Source organism: Burkholderia dolosa (assembly GCF_902499135.1).
Lineage (GTDB): Bacteria > Pseudomonadota > Gammaproteobacteria > Burkholderiales > Burkholderiaceae > Burkholderia > Burkholderia dolosa.
Map to the genome: position 1 here is coordinate 1 of NZ_CABVPR010000055.1, position 24,942 is coordinate 24,942.

At 66.4% G+C, this 24,942-nt stretch carries 22 protein-coding genes and 1 tRNA gene; 16 read left to right on the forward strand and 7 right to left on the reverse strand.

The genetic code is table 11. The annotated features are described in order from the left end of the window. On the reverse strand, nt 1-602 hold a 602-nt coding region (gene wrbA, locus BUB20358_RS21365; RefSeq protein WP_174905113.1), incomplete at its 3' end, for an NAD(P)H:quinone oxidoreductase. 130 nt (nt 603-732) lie between these two features. On the opposite strand from wrbA, the gene BUB20358_RS21370 reads away from it, so the two are divergent. Continuing rightward, nucleotides 733-2,064, forward strand: coding sequence for a YihY family inner membrane protein (locus tag BUB20358_RS21370; RefSeq protein WP_035972527.1), 1,332 nt, complete (start codon nt 733-735; stop codon nt 2,062-2,064). A gap of 18 nt (nt 2,065-2,082) precedes the next feature. Here the strand turns inward: BUB20358_RS21370 and BUB20358_RS21375 are convergent, their stop codons facing one another. Next, on the reverse strand, nt 2,083-2,400 hold the full coding sequence (locus BUB20358_RS21375; protein ID WP_006764525.1) for an Mpo1-like protein: 318 nt from the start codon (nt 2,398-2,400) through the stop codon (nt 2,083-2,085). Between the two features lie 159 nt (nt 2,401-2,559). On the opposite strand from BUB20358_RS21375, the gene BUB20358_RS21380 reads away from it, so the two are divergent. From BUB20358_RS21380 to aroC, 3 genes are all read left to right on the forward strand, one after another. Continuing rightward, on the forward strand, nt 2,560-3,021 hold the full coding sequence (locus BUB20358_RS21380) for a CBS domain-containing protein (RefSeq protein WP_035972525.1): 462 nt from the start codon (nt 2,560-2,562) through the stop codon (nt 3,019-3,021). Nucleotides 3,022-3,163: 142 nt separating this feature from the next. Next, nucleotides 3,164-5,098, forward strand: coding sequence for an MFS transporter (locus BUB20358_RS21385; RefSeq protein ID WP_006764523.1), 1,935 nt, complete (start codon nt 3,164-3,166; stop codon nt 5,096-5,098). A 274-nt stretch (nt 5,099-5,372) separates the two neighbouring features. Continuing rightward, nucleotides 5,373-6,473 carry a chorismate synthase gene (gene aroC, locus BUB20358_RS21390; protein WP_035972523.1) on the forward strand — a complete coding sequence of 367 codons (1,101 nt, stop codon included), beginning with the start codon at nt 5,373-5,375 and terminating at the stop codon, nt 6,471-6,473. 79 nt (nt 6,474-6,552) lie between these two features. Here aroC and BUB20358_RS21395 read toward each other — a convergent pair whose 3' ends face one another. Further along, a complete protein-coding gene (locus BUB20358_RS21395; protein ID WP_006764522.1) occupies nt 6,553-7,620 on the reverse strand; it encodes a LacI family DNA-binding transcriptional regulator in 1,068 nt (355 codons plus the stop codon). 241 nt (nt 7,621-7,861) lie between these two features. On the opposite strand from BUB20358_RS21395, the gene rbsK reads away from it, so the two are divergent. The 3 genes from rbsK to BUB20358_RS21410 are packed head-to-tail and all read left to right on the forward strand — an operon-like array spanning nt 7,862 to nt 11,155. After that, nucleotides 7,862-8,788, forward strand: coding sequence for a ribokinase (gene rbsK, locus BUB20358_RS21400; protein WP_035972522.1), 927 nt, complete (start codon nt 7,862-7,864; stop codon nt 8,786-8,788). Between the two features lie 59 nt (nt 8,789-8,847). Then, nucleotides 8,848-10,167: an MFS transporter gene (locus BUB20358_RS21405; RefSeq protein ID WP_035972520.1), complete on the forward strand. Its 1,320-nt coding sequence runs from the start codon at nt 8,848-8,850 to the stop codon at nt 10,165-10,167. A 40-nt stretch (nt 10,168-10,207) separates the two neighbouring features. Further along, complete coding sequence (locus BUB20358_RS21410; protein ID WP_006764519.1) at nt 10,208-11,155, forward strand: dihydrodipicolinate synthase family protein; 948 nt, start codon at nt 10,208-10,210, stop codon at nt 11,153-11,155. Nucleotides 11,156-11,242: 87 nt separating this feature from the next. On the opposite strand, the gene BUB20358_RS21415 is transcribed toward BUB20358_RS21410, so the two are convergent. Then, nucleotides 11,243-12,916 (reverse strand): electron transfer flavoprotein-ubiquinone oxidoreductase, encoded by a 1,674-nt coding sequence (locus BUB20358_RS21415; protein ID WP_045552474.1) that lies wholly within the window; start codon nt 12,914-12,916, stop codon nt 11,243-11,245. A 179-nt stretch (nt 12,917-13,095) separates the two neighbouring features. Between BUB20358_RS21415 and BUB20358_RS21420 the strand changes: the two genes are divergently transcribed. Together BUB20358_RS21420 and BUB20358_RS21425 are read left to right on the forward strand one after the other, a co-directional pair. Continuing rightward, nucleotides 13,096-13,872: an SDR family oxidoreductase gene (locus tag BUB20358_RS21420; RefSeq protein ID WP_006764517.1), complete on the forward strand. Its 777-nt coding sequence runs from the start codon at nt 13,096-13,098 to the stop codon at nt 13,870-13,872. Between the two features lie 32 nt (nt 13,873-13,904). Beyond that, on the forward strand, nt 13,905-14,336 hold the full coding sequence (locus tag BUB20358_RS21425; RefSeq protein WP_006764516.1) for an acyl-CoA thioesterase: 432 nt from the start codon (nt 13,905-13,907) through the stop codon (nt 14,334-14,336). A gap of 97 nt (nt 14,337-14,433) precedes the next feature. Here the strand turns inward: BUB20358_RS21425 and BUB20358_RS21430 are convergent, their stop codons facing one another. Next, nucleotides 14,434-14,979, reverse strand: coding sequence for a LuxR C-terminal-related transcriptional regulator (locus tag BUB20358_RS21430; protein WP_006764514.1), 546 nt, complete (start codon nt 14,977-14,979; stop codon nt 14,434-14,436). 220 nt (nt 14,980-15,199) lie between these two features. Between BUB20358_RS21430 and BUB20358_RS21435 the strand changes: the two genes are divergently transcribed. Together BUB20358_RS21435 and BUB20358_RS21440 are read left to right on the forward strand one after the other, a co-directional pair. Then, nucleotides 15,200-15,904, forward strand: coding sequence for a CoA transferase subunit A (locus BUB20358_RS21435; protein ID WP_035972518.1), 705 nt, complete (start codon nt 15,200-15,202; stop codon nt 15,902-15,904). A 1-nt stretch (nt 15,905) separates the two neighbouring features. Beyond that, nucleotides 15,906-16,547: a CoA transferase subunit B gene (locus BUB20358_RS21440; protein WP_035972516.1), complete on the forward strand. Its 642-nt coding sequence runs from the start codon at nt 15,906-15,908 to the stop codon at nt 16,545-16,547. A gap of 75 nt (nt 16,548-16,622) precedes the next feature. Here BUB20358_RS21440 and BUB20358_RS21445 read toward each other — a convergent pair whose 3' ends face one another. Further along, complete coding sequence (locus BUB20358_RS21445; RefSeq protein ID WP_035972515.1) at nt 16,623-17,039, reverse strand: DUF1641 domain-containing protein; 417 nt, start codon at nt 17,037-17,039, stop codon at nt 16,623-16,625. Between the two features lie 32 nt (nt 17,040-17,071). Then, nucleotides 17,072-18,265 (reverse strand): NAD(P)/FAD-dependent oxidoreductase, encoded by a 1,194-nt coding sequence (locus BUB20358_RS21450; RefSeq protein ID WP_006764511.1) that lies wholly within the window; start codon nt 18,263-18,265, stop codon nt 17,072-17,074. Nucleotides 18,266-18,962: 697 nt separating this feature from the next. Here BUB20358_RS21450 and BUB20358_RS21455 point away from each other — a divergent pair. From BUB20358_RS21455 to thrS, 5 genes are all read left to right on the forward strand, one after another. Beyond that, nucleotides 18,963-19,859 carry an alpha/beta fold hydrolase gene (locus tag BUB20358_RS21455; RefSeq protein WP_174905114.1) on the forward strand — a complete coding sequence of 299 codons (897 nt, stop codon included), beginning with the start codon at nt 18,963-18,965 and terminating at the stop codon, nt 19,857-19,859. Between the two features lie 80 nt (nt 19,860-19,939). Continuing rightward, complete coding sequence (locus BUB20358_RS21460; protein ID WP_006764509.1) at nt 19,940-20,293, forward strand: RidA family protein; 354 nt, start codon at nt 19,940-19,942, stop codon at nt 20,291-20,293. Nucleotides 20,294-20,332: 39 nt separating this feature from the next. Then, a complete protein-coding gene (locus BUB20358_RS21465; protein ID WP_006764508.1) occupies nt 20,333-22,567 on the forward strand; it encodes a RelA/SpoT family protein in 2,235 nt (744 codons plus the stop codon). 96 nt (nt 22,568-22,663) lie between these two features. Beyond that, nucleotides 22,664-22,740: transfer RNA gene (locus BUB20358_RS21470), tRNA-Val, on the forward strand. 271 nt (nt 22,741-23,011) lie between these two features. Then, the gene (gene thrS, locus BUB20358_RS21475) at nt 23,012-24,919 is read left to right on the forward strand and encodes a threonine--tRNA ligase (protein ID WP_006764507.1); all 1,908 of its coding nucleotides are present in this window, start codon (nt 23,012-23,014) and stop codon (nt 24,917-24,919) included. Nucleotides 24,920-24,942 lie beyond the last annotated feature (23 nt).

Sequence of the window (24,942 nt, forward strand, 5' to 3'; positions counted from 1 at the left end):
CCCGCCGCGGCGAGGGCAGCCGCCGCGCGTGCGAGCCGCACGCCGAGCGCGGCCGCGAGCGCCTTCTCGTCGGCGGACAGTCCGGCGGACGCGTCGCGCTCGTGCTGCGCGACGTGCGACGCGCCGTACGGCGTGCCGCCGGTGCGCGTCGTGCTGAGCGCGGATTCGGTATACGGAATCCCGACGATCATCATGCCGTGATGGAGCAGCGGCAGCATCATCGACAGCAGCGTCGATTCCTGGCCGCCGTGCAGGCTGCCCGTCGACGTGAATACGCATGCCGGCTTGCCGCTCAGCGCGCCCGACAGCCATTGCGGCGTCGTGCCGTCGAGGAAATACTTCAGCGCGGCGGCCATGTTGCCGAAGCGGGTCGGGGAGCCGAGCGCGAGGCCCGCGCATTCTTCGAGGTCGCGCAGTTCCGCGTACGGCGGGCCGTCGGCGGGGATGTCGGGTGCCGTCGCTTCGCAGACGGTCGACACGGGCGGCACGGTGCGGATGCGTGCCTGCATGCCCGGCACGCTGTCGATGCCGTTCGCGATCGCGAGCGCGAGATCGCGCGTGGCGCCGTAACGGCTGTAGTAGAGGACGAGGATGTCTTTCATGGGCGACGGAGCCGCATGCGGCCGCGCGCGTGCCCGGTGCAGTCGGCCCCTGCTGGATCGAGCGGCTATTATAGGGGCTGAAGCCGGCGCGCCGTGCGGCGCGTCGCATCGATCGACAAGGAGAAACCGTTTGCCGAAGCCGAGCGTCGATCTCGACACCATCAAGCGTCTCGCGCAGTTCGCGGCGCGGCGCAGCGCCGAGGATCGCATCCCGCAAGTCGCGGGCAGCCTCACGTTCACGACGATGCTGGCGCTCGTGCCGCTCGTGACGGTCGCGTTCGCGCTGTTCACCGCGTTCCCGATGTTCGCGTCGTTCCAGATCTCGCTGCAGGGATTCCTCGCGGATCACCTGATGCCCGCGCAGTTCAATACGCAGATCTTCAAGTATCTGAACCAGTTCGCGGCGAAGGCGAAGGGGCTGACGACCGCCGGCCTGATCGTGCTCGTCGTCACGTCGGTGATGACGATGATGACGATCGAATCGGCATTCAACCTGATCTGGCGCGTGCGCAAGCCGCGGCCGCTCGCGCAGCGCGTGCTCGCGTACTGGGCGCTGATCACGCTCGGCCCGCTGCTGTTCGGCGTGAGCCTGTCGATTTCGTCCTACCTGTTTACGCAGTCGCTGGCATTTACCGGCGCCGCGCAATCGACGTCGATCGTCGAATGGCTGCTCACGCTCGCATCGCTGCCGCTGACGGTGCTCGCGTTCACGCTGTTGTACGTCTATCTGCCGAACTGCACGGTCGCATGGCGCGACGCGGTGATCGGCGGACTGTTCGCGGCGATCGCGTTCGAGCTCGCGAAGCGCGGCTTCGGCTACTACGTGCGGCGCATTCCGACCTATACGGCCGTCTACGGCGCGTTCGCCGCGCTGCCGGTGTTCCTGCTGTGGGTGTATCTGAGCTGGTTCATCGCGCTGCTCGGCGCGATGGTCGCGTCCGCGCTGCCGGCGATCCGGGTCGGCCAGTTTCATCGGATCCATTACGCGGGCAGCGACCTGCTCGATGCGCTCGACATGCTCGCGCGGCTCGCCGAAGCGCGCGCGGCCGGCAAGCCCGGCTACACGACGTTGCGGCTCGCGACGATGCTGCGCTGCGACATGGAGACCGCGCAACGGCTGCTGACGACGCTCGAAGAACGCGAGTGGGTCGCGCGGATCGACGGCGGCGACGTCGCGCCGCGCTACATCCTGCTCGCGAACCCGGAGCAACTGACGCTCGCGCAGCTGTTCGACGTGCTGGTGATCGACCGCACCGAGCTGACGTACCAGTTGCAGCGGCGGCGCAGCCACATCGACGGCGCCGCATTGCTCGCGGTGCTGTCGAGCGAGCGGTTCGACGTGTCGCTCGCGTCGCTGATTGCCGCACACCGCGCGGCAGGCGGGCAGCCGGCCGCCGACGAGGCCGGCCAGGCGCCCGGCGGTGTCGCGGATCCGCACGCGCGGCCGCCGCGCACCGCGTGACGCCGCGCCGGGCGGGCGTTACAGCGCGATCTTGCCGATGCAGATGTCCTTGAACATCACCCAGTCGCCCATCAGGCTGTAGATCGGGTGACGGAACGTGGCCGGCCGGTTCTTCTCGAAGAAGAAGTGCCCGATCCACGCGAATCCGTAGCCGCATACGACCGCGGCCGGCAGCCACGGCCAGCGGCCGGTCGCGATCGCCATCGCGACGCAGCCGATCACGCCGAGCGAGCCGATGAAGTGCAGCCGCCGCGACGTGCGGTTCTGGTGTTCGTTCAGGTAATACGGGTAGAAGTCAGCGAAGCTCGCGAATCGTTCCGAATGCGTATGCGCCATGGCCGTCTCCCGGGCCGCCGTCGATGCGGGCATTGTGCGGCGGCGTGCGGGCGTCCGCAAGCGGGGCGGCCGCCGCCCGGCGCCGGCCCGCGCTTTCCTTTTGACAGGCTTTCCGATACGATCGAAAACGGTTTTGCATTCAAGCATGAGGGGACTACGATGCGCGTCAGCGACATTCTGAAAGTGAAGGGCAACACGCTGTTTACGGTGACGCCCGACAAGCCGCTGCGCGAAGCGGTCGATACGATGGCCGAACACGACATCGGCTCGCTCGTCGTGATGGAGTACGGCGATCTGGTCGGGATACTGACGTTCCGCGAGATCATCCTGCGGCTGCGCGAGAACGGCGGCGCGATCGGCGACGTGCAGGTGCGCAAGGTGATGGACGAACCGCTCACGTGCACGCCGGAGACCGACGTCAACGAAGTACGGCGGATGATGCTCGAGCGCCACGCGCGCTACATGCCGGTGCTCGACAAGAAGGTGCTGATGGGCGTCATCTCGTTCTACGACGTCGCGAAGACGGTCGTCGAGGCGCAGAGCTTCGAGAACCGGATGCTGAAGGCGTATATCCGCGACTGGCCCGAATCGGAATCGGAAGCGGAAGCGCACAAGCCGTGAAACGCGCGGCGCCCGTCGTCGCGACGCATGGGCGCTGCGATCCGGCATGCGGCGGTGCAGGCTCGGCCTGCGCCGCCTTTTTTTGGTTCAATCACCACAGAGGCCTGCGCAGCTTCGCCGAGACGAAGCGCGCGAATTCCGCATGAGCGATCACACGCAAGTCTCTTCCGGGCGGCGCGGCGAACGGCGCGCCCACGCATCCCAGTTCGACCTGCTGCGCGAACGGCGTTTCGCGCCGTTCTTCGCGACGCAGTTCCTCGGCGCGCTGAACGACAACGTGTTCAAGATCGGCTTCACGTCGCTCGTCACGTATCACACCGCGCGGTTCTCGGGCGTCGACGCGAAAACGGCCGCCTTCCTGATTTCCGCGATCTTCATCCTGCCGTTCGTGCTGTTTTCGGCGACGTCCGGCCAGATCGCCGACAAGTACGACAAGGCGACGCTCACGCGCTTCGTGAAAACGTTCGAGATCGTGCTGATGCTGGTCGGCGCGGCCGGCTTCGTCACGCACAGCGCGCCGCTGCTGTATCTGTGCACGTTCATGATGGGCATGCATTCGACGCTGTTCGGTCCCGTCAAGTATTCATACCTGCCGCAGCATCTCGGCGAGCATGAGCTGGTGGGCGGCAACGGGCTCGTCGAGATGGGCACGTTCATCGCGATCCTGATCGGCACGATCGTCGGCGGCGCGGCCGCGGGCATCGAAGGCATCGGCGAGCGCGTGCTCGCGGTGAGCGTCGTCGCGATCGCGCTGGCCGGCCGGCTCGTCGCGCAGCGCGTGCCGGCCACGCCGGCGCCGCAGCCCGGCCTGTCGATCAACTGGAACCCGGTCAGCGAAACCTGGCGCAACCTCGTGCTCGCCCGGCAGAACCGCACGGTGTTCCTGAGCCTGCTCGGCATCTCGTGGCTGTGGTTCGTCGGCGCGACGTTCCTCACGTCGTTCTTCAACTTCGCGAAGGACGTGCTGTCGGCGAGCCCGGACGTCGTCACCGTGCTGCTCGCGACGTTCTCCGTCGGCATCGGCCTCGGCTCGCTGCTGTGCGAGCGGCTGTCGCAGCGGCGCGTCGAGATCGGCCTCGTGCCGCTCGGCTCGATCGGCATCAGCGTGTTCGCGATCGAACTGTATTTCGCGAGCCGCGCGCTGCCGTTGCCCGGGCATCTGCTGTCGGTCGGCGAGTTCCTGGCTAGTGCGCGCCATTGGCGGATTCTCGCGGACCTGTTCCTGCTCGCGATGTTCGGCGGCTTCTACAGCGTGCCGCTGTATGCGCTGATCCAGAGCCGCAGCGCGCCGACGCACCGCGCGCGGATCATCGCCGCGAACAACATCCTGAACGCGCTGTTCATGATTCTGTCGGCCGTGATGGCGATGGGACTGACCAGCGCGGGCGTCGACATCCCCGGGCTGTTCCTGGTCACCGCGCTGCTGAACGTCGCCGTCGCGACGTATATCTACCTGCTCGTGCCCGAATTCCTGCTGCGCTTCGTCGCGTGGGTGCTCGTGCACACGTTCTACCGGATCCGCATCGTTCACGCGGAGCGGATTCCGGCGGAAGGCGCCGCCGTGCTCGTGTGCAATCACGTCAGCTACGTCGACGCGCTCGTGCTCGCGGCCGCGAGCCCGCGGCCGATCCGCTTCGTGATGGATCACCGGATCTTCAACACGCGGTTCGCGAGCTGGGTGTTCCGGCATGCGAAGGCGATCCCGATCGCGCCGCGCCACGAGAATCCGGACATGCTCGCGCGGGCGTACGACGCGTGCGAAGCCGCGCTGAAGGACGGGGAGCTGGTGTGCATCTTCCCCGAAGGCAAGCTGACGAAGACGGGCGACATCAACACGTTCCATCACGGGATCACCGAAATCCTGCGCCGCACGCCCGCACCGGTGATTCCGATGGCGCTGCGCGGATTGTGGGGCAGCGTGTTCTCGCGTCATGCGGATGCACGTCTGCCGCGCCCGGTCACGCGCGGCGTGATGAGCCGGCTGACGCTCGCGATCGGCGAGCCGGTCCCGGCGGCGCTCGCGACGCCCGACGTGCTGCAGGCGGCGGTCGCGGAGCTGCGCGGCGCGCGCAAGTAGGCGCGGCCGCGGTCAGCGGAGCGGCACACGGCATCACGGCGAGCCGGTGCGACGCGTGCGTACGGCCGGCAGCGCCGCCACGCGCCGGGCGCCGTTGCCGTCTCGCCCGCATGCGCGGCGCCTGCTTCGCCCGCCGCTGAACGCGTCGCCGGGCCCGCTGGCGCGACACGGCTGGCATAATAGCGGTTTACTTTTTCCCGACCGGCAAACGATCGGCCTGCCTGCGGTTTCGGCAGCGCATCGGTTTGGCCATTTCTCTTTCGGCGGTTCCATCATGTCCGGCAATACCCTCGGCACGCTTTTCACTGTCACGACCTTCGGCGAATCGCACGGTCCCGCGATCGGCTGCGTGATCGACGGCTGTCCGCCGGGGATGGCGCTGACCGAAGCCGACATCCAGGTCGAGCTCGACCGCCGCAAGCCGGGCACGTCGCGGCACGTGACGCAGCGCCAGGAGGCCGACGAGGTCGAGATCCTGTCCGGCGTGTTCGAGGGCGTGACGACCGGTACGCCGATCGCGCTGCTGATCCGCAACACCGACCAGCGCAGCAAGGACTACGGCAACATCGTCGAGACGTTCCGCCCCGGCCACGCCGACTACACGTACTGGCAGAAGTACGGCGTGCGCGACTATCGCGGCGGCGGCCGCTCGTCCGCGCGGCTCACCGCGCCGATCGTCGGCGCGGGTGCGGTCGCGAAGAAGTGGCTGCGCGAGCGCTTCGGCGTCGAGGTGCGCGGCTGCATGAGCGCGCTCGGCGAGATCGACGTGCCGTTCGTCGACTGGTCGCACGTGCGCGAGAACCCGTTCTTCGCGCCGAATGCGGCGATCGTTCCGGAACTGGAGGCGTACATGGATGCGCTGCGCAAGGACGGCGATTCGATCGGCGCGCGGATCGACGTCGTTGCAGCGGGCGTGCCGGTCGGCTGGGGCGAACCGGTGTTCGACCGCCTCGACGCCGACATCGCGAAGGCGATGATGAGCATCAACGCGGTGAAGGGCGTCGAGATCGGCGCCGGGTTCGACAGCGTCGCTCAGCGCGGCTCCGTGCACGGCGACGAGCTGACGCCCGCCGGCTTCGTCGGCAATCACGCGGGCGGCGTGCTCGGCGGGATTTCGACCGGGCAGGACATTACCGTTTCGATCGCGATCAAGCCGACGTCGAGCATTCGCACGCCGCGCCGCTCGATCACGAAAACCGGCGAGGAGGCGGTCGTCGAAACCTTCGGCCGCCACGATCCGTGCGTCGGCATTCGCGCGACGCCGATCGCGGAATCGATGCTTGCGCTCGTGCTGATCGACCACGCGCTGCGCCACCGCGCGCAATGCGGCGACGTCGACACGCCGACGCCGAAAATCTCCGGCAGCGCGACCTGACCCGACTTCACCTGGCACGACCGGCGCCGCGCCGTCGTTCTGCGCGCGGCGTCGAATGACGCGCGCGCGGCGCTCCCGTTCAGCGCGCGGGCGGCGGCGCGGCCGATTCTCTTACGCGCAATTCGGGCAGCACCGCGCAGCCCGGCGCCGACGCGCCGCGCTCGAGCGCATCGAGCAGCGCGAGCGCGGCCTTGCGGCCGATCGCATCGGTATCCACCCACATCGTCGTCAACGACGGCCGGATCTCGCGCGCGAGCGCGATATCGTCGAAGCCGGTGATCGACAGTTGCGACGGTACGTCGACGCCGAGCGTCTGCGCTTCGAGCAGCGCGCCCACCGCGAGTGCGTCGTTGCCGCAGATCACGGCTGTCGGCCGCGTCGTTCCGCTGTCGGTGATCGCGCGCAGGCTTGCCCTTCCGAATGCGATGGTCGCCGCGCCTTCATGCTGATGGGCCGGACGTACCGCGAGCCCGTGCGCGGCCAGCGTGTCGTGAATGCCGCGCAGGCGCGCCTGCACGCGATCGTTGTTCGCCGACGGCTGCATGATGACCGCGAAGTCGCGATGTCGGAGCTCGAGCAAATGCGTGGTGAGCCGGGCGAACGCCGCACGGTTGTCGAAACCGACGCAGCAGTGCGGGCTGTCGTCGCGATACGCGTACGTGACGACGTAGGGCACGCGGTGCAGCGCCAGCAGTTCGAACAGTTCCGGCGGATACGCTTCGCCGACCAGCGACACGGCTTCGACGCCGCGCGACAGCATCGCGCGCACTTGCGCGAGCGCCTGCGCCGGATCGTAGTTCGAGCAGCCGAGAAACAGCGTGATCCCATGCTCCGCCATGATCGCCTGCATGCCGGCGACTTGCGACGCGAACACCTGGTCGTCGAGCGTCGGGATGATTGCACCGGTGATGTGCGTGCGGGTCGATGCGAGCGCGCGGCCGGCGGCGTTCGGAATCCAGTTCAGCGCGCGCGCCGCGTCGCGCACGCGCTGCTGGACGTCGGCGGATACCTTGCCGGGATCGTTGTACACGCGCGAAACGGTCGCGGTCGACACGCCGGCGAGTTTCGCGACGTCGCCGAGCACCGAGCGGCCGCTGCCGCGGCGCGCGCGCGTCGTCGTGCCGCCGCGGGACGGGGACATGGTCATCGCCGCTCTCCCGGCTCGGCCGGACCGGCGCTGCCGGACGCTGTCGTAGACGTCATCGTTTACCCTCGATTCGTGATGGTCGCACTTGCATCGTCGTTTGAGGCTGTGCGAATGTAAGCGCTATCTCGATGCGAGTCGCCATTATGTCAGATTCAAACGCGCCCCATATTGCCAATTTTTCATCGATGAAAGTGTTTGTGGAATTTTTCATCGTCTCGAATGTAAGCGATTACATCGAATCATGAACGCGCACCGTTCCGATCGAATCGCCGTCGTCGGCAGCGTGAACATCGACCTCGTGATCCGCGCGCCGCGCATGCCGCTGCCGGGCGAGACGCTGCTGGGCAGCGGATTTCAGACGGTGCACGGCGGCAAGGGTGCGAACCAGGCCATTGCGGCCGCGCGCCTCGGCGCACCGGTCGCGATGATCGGCTGCGTCGGCGACGACGCGTTCGGCGCGCGTCTGTACGACGCGATCGCGGCCGAATGCATCGACGTCGCGCATCTGCATCGCGTCGCCGGCGCAGCGAGCGGCGTCGCGGCGATCACCGTCGACGACGGCGGCGCGAACAGCATCGTCGTCGTACCGGGCGCGAATGCCTGCGTCGACGTCGCGCGAATCGATGCGGCGCGCGACACGATCGCGACCGCCGCGCTGCTCGTGTGCCAGCTCGAGGTACCGATCGCCGCCGTCGCGCATGCGATCGCTTGCGCGAGCGCACATCGCACGCCGGTGCTGCTCAATCCGGCACCGGCGCAGCCGCTGTCCGATGCGTTGCTGGCGCGCGTCGACTATCTGGTCGTCAACGAAACCGAAGCGGAGTCGCTGACCGGCATCGCGGTCCACGACGATGCGTCGGCGGAGCGCGCGGCCGATGCGCTGTGCGCGAAGGGCGCCGGCAACGCGCTCGTCACGCTCGGCGCGCGCGGCGTCTGCTGGCGCGGTCGCGCCGGCAACGGCCGCCGCCGCGCGCTGGCCGTGACCGCAGTCGATACCACGGCGGCCGGCGACACGTTCGTCGGCGGCTTCGCGGCCGCGCGGGCCGGCGGCGCATCGATGGACGATGCGATCGCCTTCGGTCAGCGGGCGGCCGCGATCAGCGTCACGCGTCACGGCGCGCAGACGTCGATCCCGACACGCGACGAAGTCGCGTGCATCGCCGAATAGATTCCGCGCACGACGGAAGGGCCGGTCCGGCCGCTACTCATGACATGGAGACAATCGTAATGAGCGAAAACCACTCTGTTCCGAACGCGCCGCCGCGGATCCGGCGCGGGCAACGTATTGCGCTTGCGCTGCTGATGGTCAGCGGGATCGTCAACTATCTCGACCGCGGCACGCTCGCCGTCGCGAGTTCGGCGATCCGCGGCGATCTCGGGCTGTCGCTCGGCCAGATGGGGCTGCTGCTGTCGGCGTTCTCGTGGAGCTACGCGCTGTGCCAGTTTCCGGTCGGCGGCCTCGTCGATCGCGTCGGCCCGCGCCGGCTGCTCGGAATCGGGCTGATCGTGTGGTCGCTCGCGCAGGCGGCGGGCGGCCTCGTTTCCACGTTCGGCTGGTTCATCGTCGCGCGCATCGTGCTCGGGATCGGCGAAGCACCGCAATTTCCGTCGGCTGCGCGGGTCGTGAGCAACTGGTTTCCGTTGCGCGCACGCGGTACGCCGACCGGCATCTTCAACGCCGCATCGCCGCTCGGCACCGCGCTGGCGCCGTTGCTGCTGTCGGTGCTCGTCGCAACGCTCGACTGGCGCTGGGCGTTCATCGCGACGGGCGCGGCCGGTCTCGTCGTCGCGGCCGTGTGGTTCGCGCTGTACCGCGATCCGGTGCGTGCGCAACTGACTGCGACGGAGCGCGCCTATCTCGATGCCGACGCGGACAACGCGGTCGCCGCACCGAAGCTGACGTTCGCGGACTGGCGCGGCCTGTTCTCGCACGGCACGACGTGGGGAATGCTGATCGGCTTTTTCGGCTCCGTGTATCTGAACTGGGTCTACCTGACCTGGCTGCCCGGCTATCTGACGATGGAGCGGCACATGAGCCTGATCCGAACCGGCTTTGCGGCGTCGGTGCCGTTCCTGTGCGGATTCGTCGGCTCGCTGCTGGCCGGCTGGCTGTCCGATCTGGTCACGCGCCGCAGCCGTTCGCCGGTGGTGAGCCGGCGCAACGCGGTGGTCGTCGCGATGCTCGGAATGGTCGCGTTCACGGTGCCCGCCGCGCTCGTGCAGAGCAACACGGTTGCGCTCGCATGCATTTCGGTCGTGATCTTTCTCGCGAACGCGGCGTCGGCGTGCTCGTGGGCGCTGGCGACCGCCGCTGCACCGCCGAGCCGCGTCGCATCGCTCGGCGCGATCCAGAATTTCGGCGGCTTCATCGGCGGCGCGCTCGCACCGGTGCTGACGGGCGTCATCGCGCAGAGGTGGTCGTTCGTGCCGGCACTGCTGACGGCGGCCGCGATCGCGTTCGCCGGCGCGATGGCCTACCTGCTGCTGGTCCGCAAGCCGATTCCCGAACAATCGGCAAGCGCGGCGCCCGGTGCGCTGCCGGCGTAACGGCGCTGCGCATTCATTGAAATCGAACAAGGAGAAACCGATGCAACTACAGCAGTCATCGACCGTGACGATCGACGGAATCGTGCCGGTGATGCTGACACCGTTCGACGACGCGGGCGCGATCGACTACGCGGGGCTCGAACGGCTCATCGAATGGTATCTCGCGCATGGGTCGGATGCGCTGTTCGCGGTCGCGCAGTCGAGCGAGATGCAGTTTCTGAGTCTCGCCGAGCGCGCGGAGCTGGCGCGCTTCGTCGTCGAACGGGTAGGCGGGCGTGTGCCGGTCGTCGCGTCCGGACACATCAGCGACGATCTCGACGCGCAGGTCGCCGAGCTGCGCGCGGCGGCGGAATCGGGCGCGCAAGCCGTGGTGCTCGTGACCAATCATCTCGATCCGCAACGCGAGGGCACCGCCGTGTTTCTCGATCGACTTCGCCGGTTGCTGGCTCGATTGCCGTCCGATCTGCCGCTGGGCCTGTACGAATGTCCGGCGCCTTACCGACGGCTGCTCACCGACGACGAACTGCATGCGTGTATCGACACCGGCCGTTTCGTGATGCTGAAGGACGTGAGCTGCGATCTGGACACGGTGAAGCGGCGCGTCGCGCTCGCCGCCGGATCGCCGCTGAAGATCCTGAATGCGAACGCCGCGATCGCGTGGGATGCGATGAAGGCGGGCTCCGCCGGCTTCAACGGCGTGTTCACCAACTTCCATCCCGATCTCTATCGATGGTTGCGCTTGCACGGCGATTCGGATCCGGCGTTGGCCGACGAATTGTCGACGTTTCTCGTGGTGTCGGCGGTGTCCGAGGCGCTCGGCTATCCGGCGCTCGCGAAGCTCTATCACCAGCGAATCGGCACGTTCGGCTCGATTCGCTGTCGTGCGATCGACTACGACGTTCGCGAACGATTCTGGGCGCTCGATGCGGTGCTCGACAAGATCGTGGCGGGGACCGAGCACTTCCGGCGGCGGATCGCTGCGCGATAGCGCACGCGGGTAGGGCGGTCGGGTCTGTCCCGGCGGTTGCGAAGGCGGACGAAAAAAACGCCGCATGATGCGGCGTTTTCCGGCAGCTTACATGTTCGGATAATTCGGCCCGCCGCCGCCTTCGGGCGTGACCCACACGATGTTCTGCGTCGGGTCCTTGATGTCGCAGGTCTTGCAGTGCACGCAGTTCTGCGCGTTGATCACCAGCCGGTCGCTGCCGTCGTCGTTCTTCACGAACTCGTACACCGCCGCCGGGCAGAACCGCGCCTCCGGCCCCGCATAGGTACGCAGGTTCACGTTCACCGGCACGCTCGCATCCTTCAGCGTCAGATGCGCCGGCTGGTTCTCCTCGTGGTTCGTGTTCGAGATGAACACCGACGACAGCCGGTCGAACGTCAGCTTGCCGTCCGGCTTCGGATACGCGATCGGCTCGCACTGCGACGCCGGCTTCAGCATCTCGTGGTCCGCATGCTTGTGGTGCAGCGTCCACGGCACGTTGCCGCCCATCACCTTCTGCTCGAGCCCGACCATCAGCGTGCCGAGGTACAGGCCCTTCGCCATCCACTGCTTGAAGTTGCGCGCGCGGTACAGCTCCGTATAGAGCCACGAGTGTCTGAACGCGTCCGGGTATGCGTTCAACTCGTCCGACTGGCGGCCGGCCTGTACCGCGTCGAACGCCGCATCGGCCGCGAGCATCCCGGTCTTGATCGCCGCGTGGCTGCCCTTGATCCGCGATGCGTTCAAGAAGCCCGCATCGTCGCCGATCAGCGCGCCGCCCGGAAACACGGTCTTCGGCAGCGACATCAGCCCGCCCGCGGTGATCGCGCGCGCGCCGTACGACACGCGCTTGCCGCCTTCGAGGAATGCGCGGATCGACGGATGCGTCTTGTAGCGCTGGAACTCCTCGAACGGCGACAGGTACGGATTCGTATAGCCGAGACCGACGACGAAGCCGACCACGACCTGATTGTTGTCCATGTGATACAGGAACGAGCCGCCGTACGTGTCCGACTTCAGCGGCCAGCCGGCCGTATGGATCACGAGGCCCGGCTTGTGCTTGGCCGGATCGATTTCCCACAGCTCCTTGATGCCGATCCCGTACGCCTGCGGATCGGCGTTCGCATCGAGCTTGAACTTCGCGATCAGCTGACGGCCGAGATGGCCGCGGCAGCCTTCGGCGAACAGCGTGTACTTCGCGTGCAGTTCCATGCCGAGCTGGAAGTTCTCGGTCGGCTCGCCGTTCTTGCCGACGCCCATGTTGCCGGTCGCGACGCCCTTCACGGAACCGTCGTCGTGATACAGAATCTCCGCGGCCGGAAAGCCAGGAAAGATCTCGACGCCGAGCGCTTCGGCCTGCTGGCCCAGCCAGCGCGTCACGTTACCCAGCGAAATCACGTAGTTGCCGTGATTCTTGAAGTTGTCGGGCAGCGCCCAGTTCGGCGTCGCAACCGCGCTCTTCTCGGACAGGAACAGGAAGCGGTCTTCGGTCACCTCGACGGTGAGCGGCGCGCCGCGCTCCTTCCAGTCCGGAAACAGCTCGGTGATGGCACGCGGGTCCATCACCGCGCCCGACAGGATGTGCGCGCCGATCTCGGAACCCTTCTCGAGCACGCACACGCCGATCTCGGTGCCTTTCTCGGCAGCCAGCTGCTTGAGCCGGATCGCCGCCGACAGCCCGGCGGGGCCGCCGCCGACGATCACGACGTCGTATTCCATCGATTCGCGCGGGCCGTATTGCTCGATGAGGCTTGCGGGGGTCATTGGCGTTCCTCTAACCGTTAGAATGCTTTTATTCGGGAGCGTATTGTCTGCGAAACGAAACGCTTGCCGCAACAGCACGCGGCTAGATTAGCACGATCGTTCTATTTTTGTGATAGGGTTAGGGCCGCGCCGCACGGGCTGCGCGACGCGGCGAAGCGACTTCGAAAGGGGATTGTGCAATGGGTCGATCGATCAATCTGGAAGGCAAGGTCGCGCTCGTCACGGGCGCGTCGAGCGGCCTCGGCCAACGCTTCGCGCAAGTGCTGTCGCAGGCCGGCGCGAAGGTCGTGCTCGCGAGCCGCCGCGTCGAGCGCCTGAAGGAATTGCGCGCGGAAATCGAGGCGGAGGGCGGTGCCGCGCACGTCGTGTCGCTCGACGTCACCGACGTGCAGAGCATCAAGGCGGCGGTCGCGCACGCGGAGACGGAGGCCGGCACGATCGATATCCTGGTGAACAACTCGGGCGTGTCGACGATGCAGAAGCTCGTCGACGTGACGCCGGCCGACTTCGAGTTCGTGTTCGACACCAACACGCGCGGCGCGTTTTTCGTCGCGCAGGAAGTCGCGAAGCGGATGATGATGCGCGCGAACGGCAACGGCAAGCCGCCGTACCGGATCATCAACATCGCGTCGGTGGCCGGCCTGCGCGCGTTTTCGCAGATCGGGCTGTATGCGATGAGCAAGGCGGCCGTCGTGCAGATGACGCGCGCGATGGCGCTCGAATGGGGGCGTCACGGGATCAACGTGAACGCGATCTGTCCGGGCTACATCGATACCGAAATCAACCATTACCTGTGGGAAACCGAGCAGGGCCAGAAGCTGCAGTCGATGCTGCCGCGCCGGCGCGTCGGCAAGCCGCAGGATCTCGACGGGCTGTTGTTGCTGCTCGCGGCGGACGAGTCGCAGTTCATCAACGGCTCGATCATCTCCGCCGACGACGGCTTCGGCCTCGCATGAGCGGATGACTTTCCGCAACGAAGAAGACTGCAATGAGCGATTACTCCCCCGTTTTTGAAATGTCGATGCCGATCCGCTGGGGCGACATGGACGCGTTCGGCCACGTGAACAACACGGTCTATTTCCGTTACATGGAGCAGGTGCGGATCTCGTGGTTCGAGCAGCTCGGCATTGCGGGCGGCAACGGCGAGGGGCAGGGCCCCGTCATCGTCACCGCGTCGATGGAGTTCCTCAAGCAACTGCACTATCCGGGCGACGTGATCGCGAAGATGTCGGTCGCGAAGCCCGGCCGCAGCAGCTTCGACACGGGTTTCGAGCTGACCCGCGCGGACGGCCCGGAGCACGTGTACGCGCGCGGCAACGCGTGCTGCGTATGGGTCGACTATGCGCTCGGCAAGTCGGTGCCGCTGCCGCAACTGCTGCGCGACACGATCGAGCGCGCGCTCGCGGCGAAGGTCGAGTAAGCGGCGGGCGCGAAACCGGCGCGCCCGCTGTTCGCTCTTTCCGGTGGATGCCGTATCGGCCGCGGTGCGCGGCCGATTATCGTTCGGCAGACCGCATTCAATGCCCGAGCAGGCGCTGCAGCAGCTCCGGCGTATTGTTCGTACCGTATTTGCGCATCAGCCGCGCGCGGTAGATGTCCACGGTGCGCGAGCTGATGTCGAGCACGCGTCCGATCTGCTTGCTGGTCTTGCCGGTCGCGAGCTGCGCGGCGATCTCGCGCTCGCGCGGCGTCAGTTCGACGGCGACGCGTCGCGTCGCGCTCAGATCCTCGAACGTCCACACGCCGGCCGCGAGCGGCGCCGTCCGGTCGAGCGCGCGGCCGGTTACGTGGCACCAGAACAGCTCGCCGTCCGCCCGTTTCATGATTCTGTCGTCGGAGTAGATGCCGTTTGCGGCCATCACCCGCGAGATACGCTCGCCGATCCGCTGGAACTCGTCGGGCGACGGGTAGAGCACCTCGTACGATTTGCCGATCAGTTCGGCGCGCGCGCAGCGAAAGATCGACGCGAGTGCGTCGTTGCAGTCCTCGATCACGCGGTCGCGCGACAGCACGAGGCCGAGCGGCGCGAGGTGGAAGGCAGTCTGGTAATCGAGAGCGGGCATGGCGCGGCAAGCGGAGGCAAACGCTTATGTATTTTTGCGTATTGTGCCGCATCCGCGCCGCATCGTACCCTTTCAGGCATCTCGCGGCAGCTTCCCGCGATACAAAAACAGCGCGCCGACGCAGGCAGCGCCGCGCATGCATAGAATGATGCGGCAGGCTTGCGGGCACGGCGGCGCGCGAACCGGTTTCGCTGGTTTCCATAGAGGAAGGGACAGACAGATGAACAAAATCTATCCAAGCGCGGCGGCCGCGCTGGAAGGGATCGTCCGTGACGGACAGACCTTCGCGGTGGGCGGCTTCGGCCTGTGCGGGATTCCCGAGGCGCTCATCGCCGCGTTGCGCGATTCGGGCGTCAAGGGCATCACGTGCATCAGCAACAACGCGGGCGTCGACGGCTTCGGCCTGGGCCTTCTGCTGGAAACGCGCCAGATCAGGAAGATGATCTCGTCGTACGTCGGCGAGAACAAGGAGTTCGAACGCCAATACCTAGCCGGCGAACTCGAACTCGAATTCACGCCGCAGGGCACGCTCGCCGAGAAGCTGCGCGCGGGCGGCGCGGGCATCCCGGCTTTCTTCACGAACACGGGCTACGGCACCGTCATCGCCGAAGGCAAGGAAACGCGTCAGTTCGGCGATCGTCACTACGTGCTCGAACAGTCGCTGACGGCCGACGTCGCGCTCGTCAAGGCGTGGAAGGCCGACAAATCGGGCAACCTGATCTATCGCCGCACCGCGCGCAACTTCAACCCGATGTGCGCGATGGCCGGCAAGATCACCGTGGCCGAGGTCGAGGAGATCGTCGAGAACGGTGAGCTCGATCCGGACCATATCCATACGCCGGGGATTTTCGTGCAGCGCATCGTACTCAACGCGTCGCCCGAAAAACGCATCGAACAACGCGTCGTACGCGCGAAAGGAGACTGACATGGCCTGGAATCGTGACCAGATGGCCGCGCGCGCGGCAAAGGAACTGCAGGACGGCTTCTACGTGAACCTCGGCATCGGGCTGCCGACGCTGGTGGCCAACCACGTGCCGGAAGGCGTCGAAGTGTGGCTGCAGTCGGAAAACGGACTGCTCGGCATCGGTCCGTCGCCGACCGAAGACGAAGTCGATCCCGATCTGATCAACGCCGGCAAGCAGACCGTCACGACGCTGCCCGGCTCGTCGATCTTCTCGTCGGCCGATTCGTTCGCGATGATTCGCGGCGGCCACATCAATCTCGCGATCCTCGGTGCGATGCAGGTCAGCAAGAAGGGCGACCTCGCGAACTGGATGATCCCCGGCAAGATGATCAAGGGAATGGGCGGCGCGATGGATCTCGTCGCGGGCGTGAAGCGCGTGGTCGTGCTGATGGAGCATGTCGCGAAGGGCGACCAGCACAAGATTCTCGAAGAGTGCACGCTGCCGCTGACGGGCGTCGGCGTGGTCAATCTGATCATCACCGATCTCGGCGTGATCGAAGTGACGCCGGATGGCCTGAAGGTGATCGAGCTTGCCGACGGCGTCACCGTCGACGAGATTCGGGCGAAGACCGGTGCGCCGCTCGACGTGAGCGCGGTCGTCTGAGTTTTTGTGGCGTCGATTCGCCCCGCATGCCGGCAGGTATGCGGGGCGTTTGCGTTTTGGCGCCGAGCGGCCGCGTCAGCGCGCGGACGCGCGTTCGTCGGCGTGCAGCCGGCCGACGATCTGCAGCGTGCGCAGCACGATCCCGATGCCGCGACGCGTGTCCGGATCGCGCGCGGTCGCCCACAGCGCGCGCAGCGACGGTGCATCGGGCTGCCGCCGCGCTTCCGCACTCGCGATGCGCAGCGCGCCGCCGGCCGTCGCCGATGCGGCGACGATTTCCTCGAACGTCTTGCTCAGCTTCTCGACCAGCGCCGGATCGGCGAAATCGACGAGGTCGGAAACGACGGACAGCAGATCGACGATGTTGTCGAACCGGCCGCCGTCGACGAGCGGCTGCAGCTTCGCATGAAGCGGCGACCAGTCGGGCGCGGCGGCTTCGACGGCTTGCGTGCCGGACAGTGCATCGGGATCGGATAAAGGCGAAGCGGACATGCACACCTCTGGCTGGAAGGACGGGATGCGGTTCACGCGAGACCGCGCGCGACGGCCCAATAGAGGCCGCGATTGAAGCCCTGGCGCAGCAGGCCGCCGAGCTTGGTCGGCGGGGTGGGCTGCACGTCGCGCCGGTAGTCGTACCAGAGCGGCATGCCGGCATCGAGCCCCATCTGCGCGACGGCTTGCACCTTGCCGTCGTAAGTCGCGACGCTTTCGCCGAGACGAATCCGCGCGGCGAGATTGCTGGCGATCACGGGCGCCTGGTTGTGACACGCGCCGCCCGCTTTGCTGACCGGCAAGTCGACCGTATCGCCGAGCACGTAGACGTTGTCGATGCCGCGCACCTGCAGCGTTTCGTGATCGGTCGGCAGCCAGCCTTCGCCGTCCGCGGCCTCCGATACGCCCGTGGCCTGCACGGCATCGACCGCGCGGATCGGCGGCGTCGCCATCAGAATGTCGAACGGCTGCTCGACGCCTTCTTCCGAGTACGCGATTTTTTGGTCGGGGTCGACGCGCGCTAGCGTGAAGCCGCGCTGATAGCGGATGTCGCGCTGCGCGAAGATCGCCGGCAGCACGTCGCAGGTCGGCTTTTGCAGAAACAGGCAATTGCGCAGCAGCTGCGCGACGGTCGGATACGTGTACACGATCTCGACACGCTCGCGCACGCCGCGACGGCGCAGATAGTCGTCGACCATCAGCGTCGTCTCGATCGGCGCGATCCCGCATTGATGCGGCACGTTGTGCGTTTTCGGGAACGTCACGGTGACGAAGATCCGGCCGCGTTCGATCGTCGCGAGACGCTGCGCGAGCTGCCGCGCGGGTTCGTACTGGTAGAAGTGATCGCCGGCCTCGCGCAGGCCTTCGATGCGCTCGGGCGCGGGCACGCAGCCGGTTGCGATCACCAGATAATCGTAGCCGTGGCGGCGTCCGCTGCGCGTATGAACGTGCTGAGCGGCGAAATCGAAGCGTTCGGCCCCGTCGACAACAAAGTCGATTTCGGGACGCAGCAGCGACCGTTCGGCGCGGACGAGGTCCTCGCGCATCATCGCGCCGAACGCGACGTACATGAATGCGGGCTTGTAGAAGTGATCGGGCGAATCGGACAGCACGGTCAGCGACACGCGCTTGTCGATCAGTTCGTCGAACAGCTTGGCGGCGAGCTGATTCGCGAGCATCGTGCCGCCGAGCCCGCCGCCGACGATCAGGATCCGGATCGGCTTCATCGGCTCTGCTCCTTGCGGCCGGATGGCGGCACGCGAAAGACTTGCGGTAACTCGACGACGGATACGGCCTGGTATGCGACTCGCTCGATAAGCATGTCGGCTCCTCGTGACGGACGGCGCAAGCCGTCCGAGTGCGCAAGCATCGCGCGGCAGTGGTGTATTTGCATCGACGCTGAAACGGAAAATATGAGACAAAAGCAGCGAAGTCAAATTTCGATAATCCGTTGCGCGTTTATCCGGCGAATTGCTGAATAATCGCGATCATTATTCGGTTTAAAGACGTTGAAATGAGATCGGCGTAAAACGATTCGATGCGCGCGCAACGGATCGATCAACAATCTTTTTTCGAACGCGACTGTGCTCGACGCGCCGGCCGTGTACCGGTCGGGCCGCGACGCGGTATTCGTGCACACGCGGCACGATTGCCGAGCGGCGGACGATTCACTTGAAAATAAAAAGCGGAAAGCCGGCCGGAGCGCGGGCGACCGTATTGCCATTCGGCGGCGCGCGGCGCTCGCGCGGATTTCGCCGCAGACGGAGCCGGCTCGATCATGCGCGATCGGCTATCGGGAGTCGGCGCAGCGAAGCGTCTCTTGTTTCGGAACGGGTTTACAATCGACCGCATCTTCGCCCACTGTCCGCGGGCGACCCGCGCATGCGGCTGCACCGCGCCGCAACGTTCGACAGGATGCCCCCGATGCCGACTCCGTCAGCGAATTCCGCCGATTTCCGCCAGCGCCGCGTGCAATGTGCGAGCGCCGCCGGGCTGCACCATGTTGCCTATACCGAATGGGGCGATCCGGCCAACCCGCGCGTGCTGGTCTGCGTGCATGGGCTCACGCGTTCGGGCCGCGATTTCGACCGGCTCGCCGCTGCGCTGTCCGACACGTATCGCGTCGTCTGCCCCGACGTCGTCGGCCGCGGCCGGTCCGACTGGCTCGCCGATCCGCGCCTCTACGGGATTCCGCAATACGTCGCCGATATCGTGACGCTGATCGCGCGGCTCGATGTCGAATCGGTCGACTGGTTCGGCACGTCGATGGGCGGGCTGATCGGCATCGCGCTCGCGGGGCTGCCGGGCTCGCCGGTGCGCCGAATGATCGTGAACGACGTGGGCCCGCGCATCGAGCCCGAATCGCTGACGCGCATCGGCGAATATCTGGGCGTGCAGCCGCGCTTCGCGACCGAGCAGGAGGGCATCGATTACCTGACGTCGCTGTCGCTGCCGTTCGGGCCGCTGAGCGGCGACAAGTGGCGCGAGATCAACGCGCCGCTGCTGCGCGAGCTTCCCGAAGGCGGCTGGACGATGCGCTACGATCCGCGCATTGCCGAACCGTTCAAGGCGACCACGCCCGAGCTGGCGGCGCTCGGCGAGGCCGCGCTGTGGCGCGCGATCGAGACGACCGACGCGTCGCTGCTGGTCGTGCGCGGCGAAACGTCGGACCTGCTGTCGCGCGACACGGTGGCCGAAATGATGCGGCGCGGCCGGCACGTGACGCAGGCCGAAATTGCGGGCGCGGGCCACGCGCCGGCATTCGTCAGCGCCGATCAGATTGCGCTCGCTCGCCGGTTTTTCGTCGAAGGCGGCGTATAAACGCGTCATAATATGCGGTTCGGCGGGCGCGGGCCGCGTCGCGCCGGATTCTTCCCTCATTCATACGACCGGAACCTTTCATGGCAGTCATTCGTCACCACGTCGGGCCGCGCCTGTCCGAAACCGCGATCCACAACGGTACCGTCTACCTGTCCGGCCAGATCGCCGAAGACACCACGCAGGACATCAAGGGGCAGACGCGCGAAGTGCTCGGCCACATCGACCGGCTGCTCGCCGAAGCGAACAGCGACAAGGCGCACTTGCTGTCGGTGCAGATCTACCTGTCGGACCTCGCGAACTTCGAAGGGATGAACGAAGTGTGGGACGCGTGGGTCGCGCCGGGCAACACGCCGCCGCGTGCGACGGTCGAGGCGAAGCTCGCGGATCCGGCGCTGCTCGTCGAAATCGTCGTCGTCGCCGCGCAGCGGAGCTGAACGCCGCACCGCGATGATCGTTTTCCGTCGGGCCGTACGATGACCGAATCCGTTTCCGCTTCTTCCGGCGCGGCGCCGTCGTTCGACGACGTGCTCGCGTTCGTGCGCGAGCGGGCCGGCGACGCGCGCCTGGTGTCGGGCGAACTGCTTGCCGATCACGCGGCAGGCACCGCGTCGATCATGCGCACGATGAACGTCGATCTGCCCGCGATGCAGGCGGCCGCGCTGTTTGCGCTGACCCCGCATCTGAGCGATCCCGAGCGCGAGCTGACCGAGCATTTCGGCGACGAGGTCGCGCGCCTCGTGTCCGACGTGCGCAAGCTGCTGCGGCTCGGCACCGTCAGCCTGCGCGTCGCGCAGAACGCGATGCCCGGCGTCGGCCGCGACGCGGCCGCGGAGCGGCGCGCGCAGATCGAGGCGCTGCGCAAGATGCTGCTCGCGTTCGCGCAGGACATTCGCGTCGTGCTGATCCGGCTCGCATCGCGGCTGCAGTCGCTGCGCTACTACGCGGCCGCGAAGCTCGATCCGCCGCCGGAGGTCGCGCGCGAGACGCTCGAAATCTACGCGCCGCTCGCGAACCGTCTCGGCATCTGGCAACTGAAGTGGGAGCTCGAGGATCTCGCGTTCCGCTTCGAAGATCCCGTCACCTACAAGCGGATCGCGAAGCTGCTCGACGAGAAGCGCGCGGAACGCGAGGCATACGTCGCGCAGGCGATCGAGCGGCTTCAGCGCGAACTCGCGGACGCGAACATCCACGCCGACGTCAGCGGCCGGCCGAAGCACATCTACAGCATCTGGCGCAAGATGCGCGGCAAGGAGCTCGATTTCTCCGAGCTGTACGACGTTCGCGCATTTCGCGTGATCGTGCCGGACATCAAGGATTGCTACGCGGTGCTCGGCATCGTGCACCACCTGTGGCAGCCGGTGCCGAAGGAATTCGACGACTACATTTCGCGACCGAAGCCGAACGGCTACAAGTCTCTGCATACGGTCGTGATCGGCGACGACGGCCGCGCGTTCGAAGTGCAGATCCGCACGCAGGACATGCACCGCTTCGCCGAGTACGGCGTGGCCGCGCACTGGCGCTACAAGGAAGCGGGCACGCGCGGCTACGGCGGCCAGTTCTCGGCGAGCGACAAGTACGACGAGAAGATCGCGTGGCTGCGGCAACTGCTCGCGTGGAAGGACGACGTCGAGGACGGCGCCGAGGCGTCGGGCGACAAGGCATGGGCGCAGCTGCGCGAAACGTCGCTCGACGACGATCACATTTACGTGCTGACGCCGCAGGCGCGCGTCATCGCGCTGCCGCAGGGCGCGACGCCGGTCGATTTCGCGTATCACCTGCACAGCGAGCTCGGCCATCGCTGCCGCGGCGCGCGCGTCGACGGCGCGATGGTGCCGCTGAACACGCCGCTCGCGAACGGCCAGACGGTCGAGATCGTCGCGGTGAAGGAGGGCGGCCCGTCGCGCGACTGGCTGAATCTGCAGCTCGGCTATCTGAAGAGTCCGCGTGCGCGACAGAAGGTGCGTGCGTGGTTCAACGCGATCGAGCAGGAAGAGAACATCGCGCATGGGCGTGCGCTCGTCGAAAAGACGCTGCAGCGCGAAGGCAAGACGTCGGTCAGCCTCGACAGCCTCGCGGCGAAGCTCGGCTTCAAGTCGCCCGAGGAACTGTTCTCGGTCGTCGGGAAGGAAGAATTCAGCCTGCGCAACATCGAGCACGCGCTGTCCGATGCGCCGCCGGCCGAGCCGGCGCCCGAGGCGCCTGCCGACTTCGAGAAGCGCAGCAGCGGCTCGAGCGTCGCGCACGGCGCGTCGGCCGGCGTGCTGGTGGTCGGCGTCGACGCGCTGCTCACGCAGCTGGCGCGCTGCTGCCGGCCGGCGCCGCCCGATCCGATCAGCGGTTTCGTCACGCGCGGCAAGGGCATGTCGATCCATCGCAGCGACTGCCCGACGTTCCGCCGGATGGCCGAACGCGCGCCCGAGCGCGTGCTGCAGACGACCTGGTCGGCCGACGTGCTGGGCGGGCGCGGCGCGTCCGTGTATCCGGTCGACCTGATGATCGAGGCGAGCGATCGACAGGGATTGCTGCGCGACATCTCCGAAGTGTTCGCGCGCGAGAAGATGAACGTGGTCGGCGTAAAGACGCAGAGCCGCCGCAACGCCGCGTTCATGCAATTCACGGTCGAGGTATCGAACTCGGCGCAGGTGCAGCGCGCGTGCACGCTGCTCGGCGAAGTGCAGGGCGTCGTGCGTGCCGCCCGCAAGGCCTGACGACGCCGAAAAAGGGCTGGAACCTGGCCGCTTTGCTGCGCCTGCATAAAAATGCTTGCCAAGTGCATGGCAAGTCCATATAATTTCAGCTTCTCTAGGCTCGTAGCTCAGCTGGTTAGAGCACCACCTTGACATGGTGGGGGTCGTTGGTTCGAGTCCAATCGAGCCTACCAACGAATCGAGAATGCCCGGTTTTCCGGGTGTTCGGTGCAGTAAATAGCTCAACGCACACAAGGCGAATACGGTTATGACACCGCGAACGTTGACCGAAACCTTTTCGGAGCGACGCTAGTCGAGGAACGTTTTCGCCCTTGCGGTTTGAGTGAAGTATCGAATGCGGCCCCTCGAAAGCGGGGCCGCATTTTTTTTGTCGCGAAAATTTCGCGCGTGACTTTACATCGCGTGCTTGGTCTGCCGCCCACGGTCGGCATCACGGAGATTGCTATGGTTTCGATACGCTTGCCCGACGGCTCAGTTCGACAGTACGAGCATCCGGTGACGGTCGCCGAGGTCGCGGCCTCGATCGGTCCCGGCCTTGCGAAGGCGGCGCTTGGCGGCAAGCTGGACGGTGAGCTCGTCGATACGTCCACCGTGATCGACCATGACGCGTCGCTCGCGATCGTGACGGACAAGGATGCCGACGGCCTCGACATCATTCGTCACTCGACTGCGCACTTGCTCGCATATGCGGTGAAGGAACTGTATCCGGATGCGCAGGTGACGATCGGCCCGGTGATCGACAACGGGTTCTACTACGACTTCGCGTATCACCGGCCGTTTACGCCGGAAGATCTGGAAAAGATCGAAAAGCGGATGCAGGAGCTCGCGAAGAAGGACGAGCCGGTCGCCCGCCGCGTCGTGTCGCGCGACGAAGCGGCCGGTTATTTCCGCAGCATCGGCGAGAAGTACAAGGCCGAGATCATCGAATCGATTCCTGAGAGCGACGAAATCAAGCTGTACTCGCACGGCGGCTTCACGGATCTCTGTCGCGGCCCGCACGTGCCGTCCACCGGCAAGCTGAAGGTGTTCAAGCTGATGAAGGTCGCCGGCGCGTACTGGCGCGGCGACTCGAAGAACGAACAGCTGCAGCGCATCTACGGGACGGCCTGGACGAAGAAGGAAGACCAGGACCAGTACCTGCACATGCTCGAGGAAGCGGAAAAGCGCGACCACCGCAAGCTCGGCAAGCAGCTCGACCTGTTTCACATGCAGGAAGAATCGCCCGGCATGGTGTTCTGGCACCCGAAGGGCTGGGCGCTGTGGCAGCAGGTCGAGCAGTACATGCGCCGCCGCGTGAACGACGCCGGCTATCTCGAGATCAAGACGCCGATGATCATGGACCGCTCGCTGTGGGAAGCGTCGGGCCACTGGCAGAACTATCGCGAGAACATGTTTACGACGGAGTCGGAGAAGCGCGACTACGCGATCAAGCCGATGAACTGTCCGGGGCACGTGCAGGTGTTCAAGCACGGACTGCGCTCGTATCGCGATCTGCCGCTCCGTTATGCGGAATTCGGCTCGTGCCACCGCAACGAGGCGTCGGGTGCGCTGCACGGACTGATGCGCGTGCGCGGCTTCGTGCAGGACGATGCGCACATCTTCTGTACGGAAGAGCAGTTCATTGCCGAGTCGATCGCGTTCAATACGCTGGCGATGAGCGTGTACAAGGATTTCGGCTTCGAACACATCGACATCAAGCTGTCGCTGCGCCCGGAGCAGCGCGCGGGTACGGACGAAACCTGGGATCGCGCCGAGCAGGGGCTGCGCGATGCGCTGACCGCGTGCGGGCTGTCGTGGGAAGAGCTGCCGGGCGAAGGCGCGTTCTACGGCCCGAAGATCGAGTACCACATCAAGGATGCGCTGGGCCGCTCGTGGCAATGCGGCACGCTTCAGCTCGACATGGTGCTGCCGGAGCGTCTCGGCGCCGAGTACGTGGCGGAAGACAACAGCCGCCGTCGGCCCGTGATGCTGCACCGCGCGATCGTCGGTTCGATGGAGCGCTTCCTCGGGATCCTGATCGAGCACCATGCCGGTGCAATGCCGGTCTGGCTGGCGCCGATCCAGGCGGTTGTGCTCAATATCGCCGAAAGTCAGGCGGAATATGCGCAGTCTCTGGCCCAAACGTTGCAAAAACAAGGGGTTAGAGTGACGGCCGATTTGCGCAACGAGAAGATTAGCTATAAAATACGCGAGCACACGCTGGAAAAGGTGCCTTATCTGCTCGTCGTGGGCGACAAGGAGCGTGATGCGCAAACGGTAGCCGTGCGTGCCCGTGGCGGCGTCGATCTTGGCGTGATGCCGGTCGATGCCTTTGTTGAGCGGTTGCAGGAAGACCTGCGCTCGTTCAAGTAACCGCCCTGGCAGCGCGGCTCGTT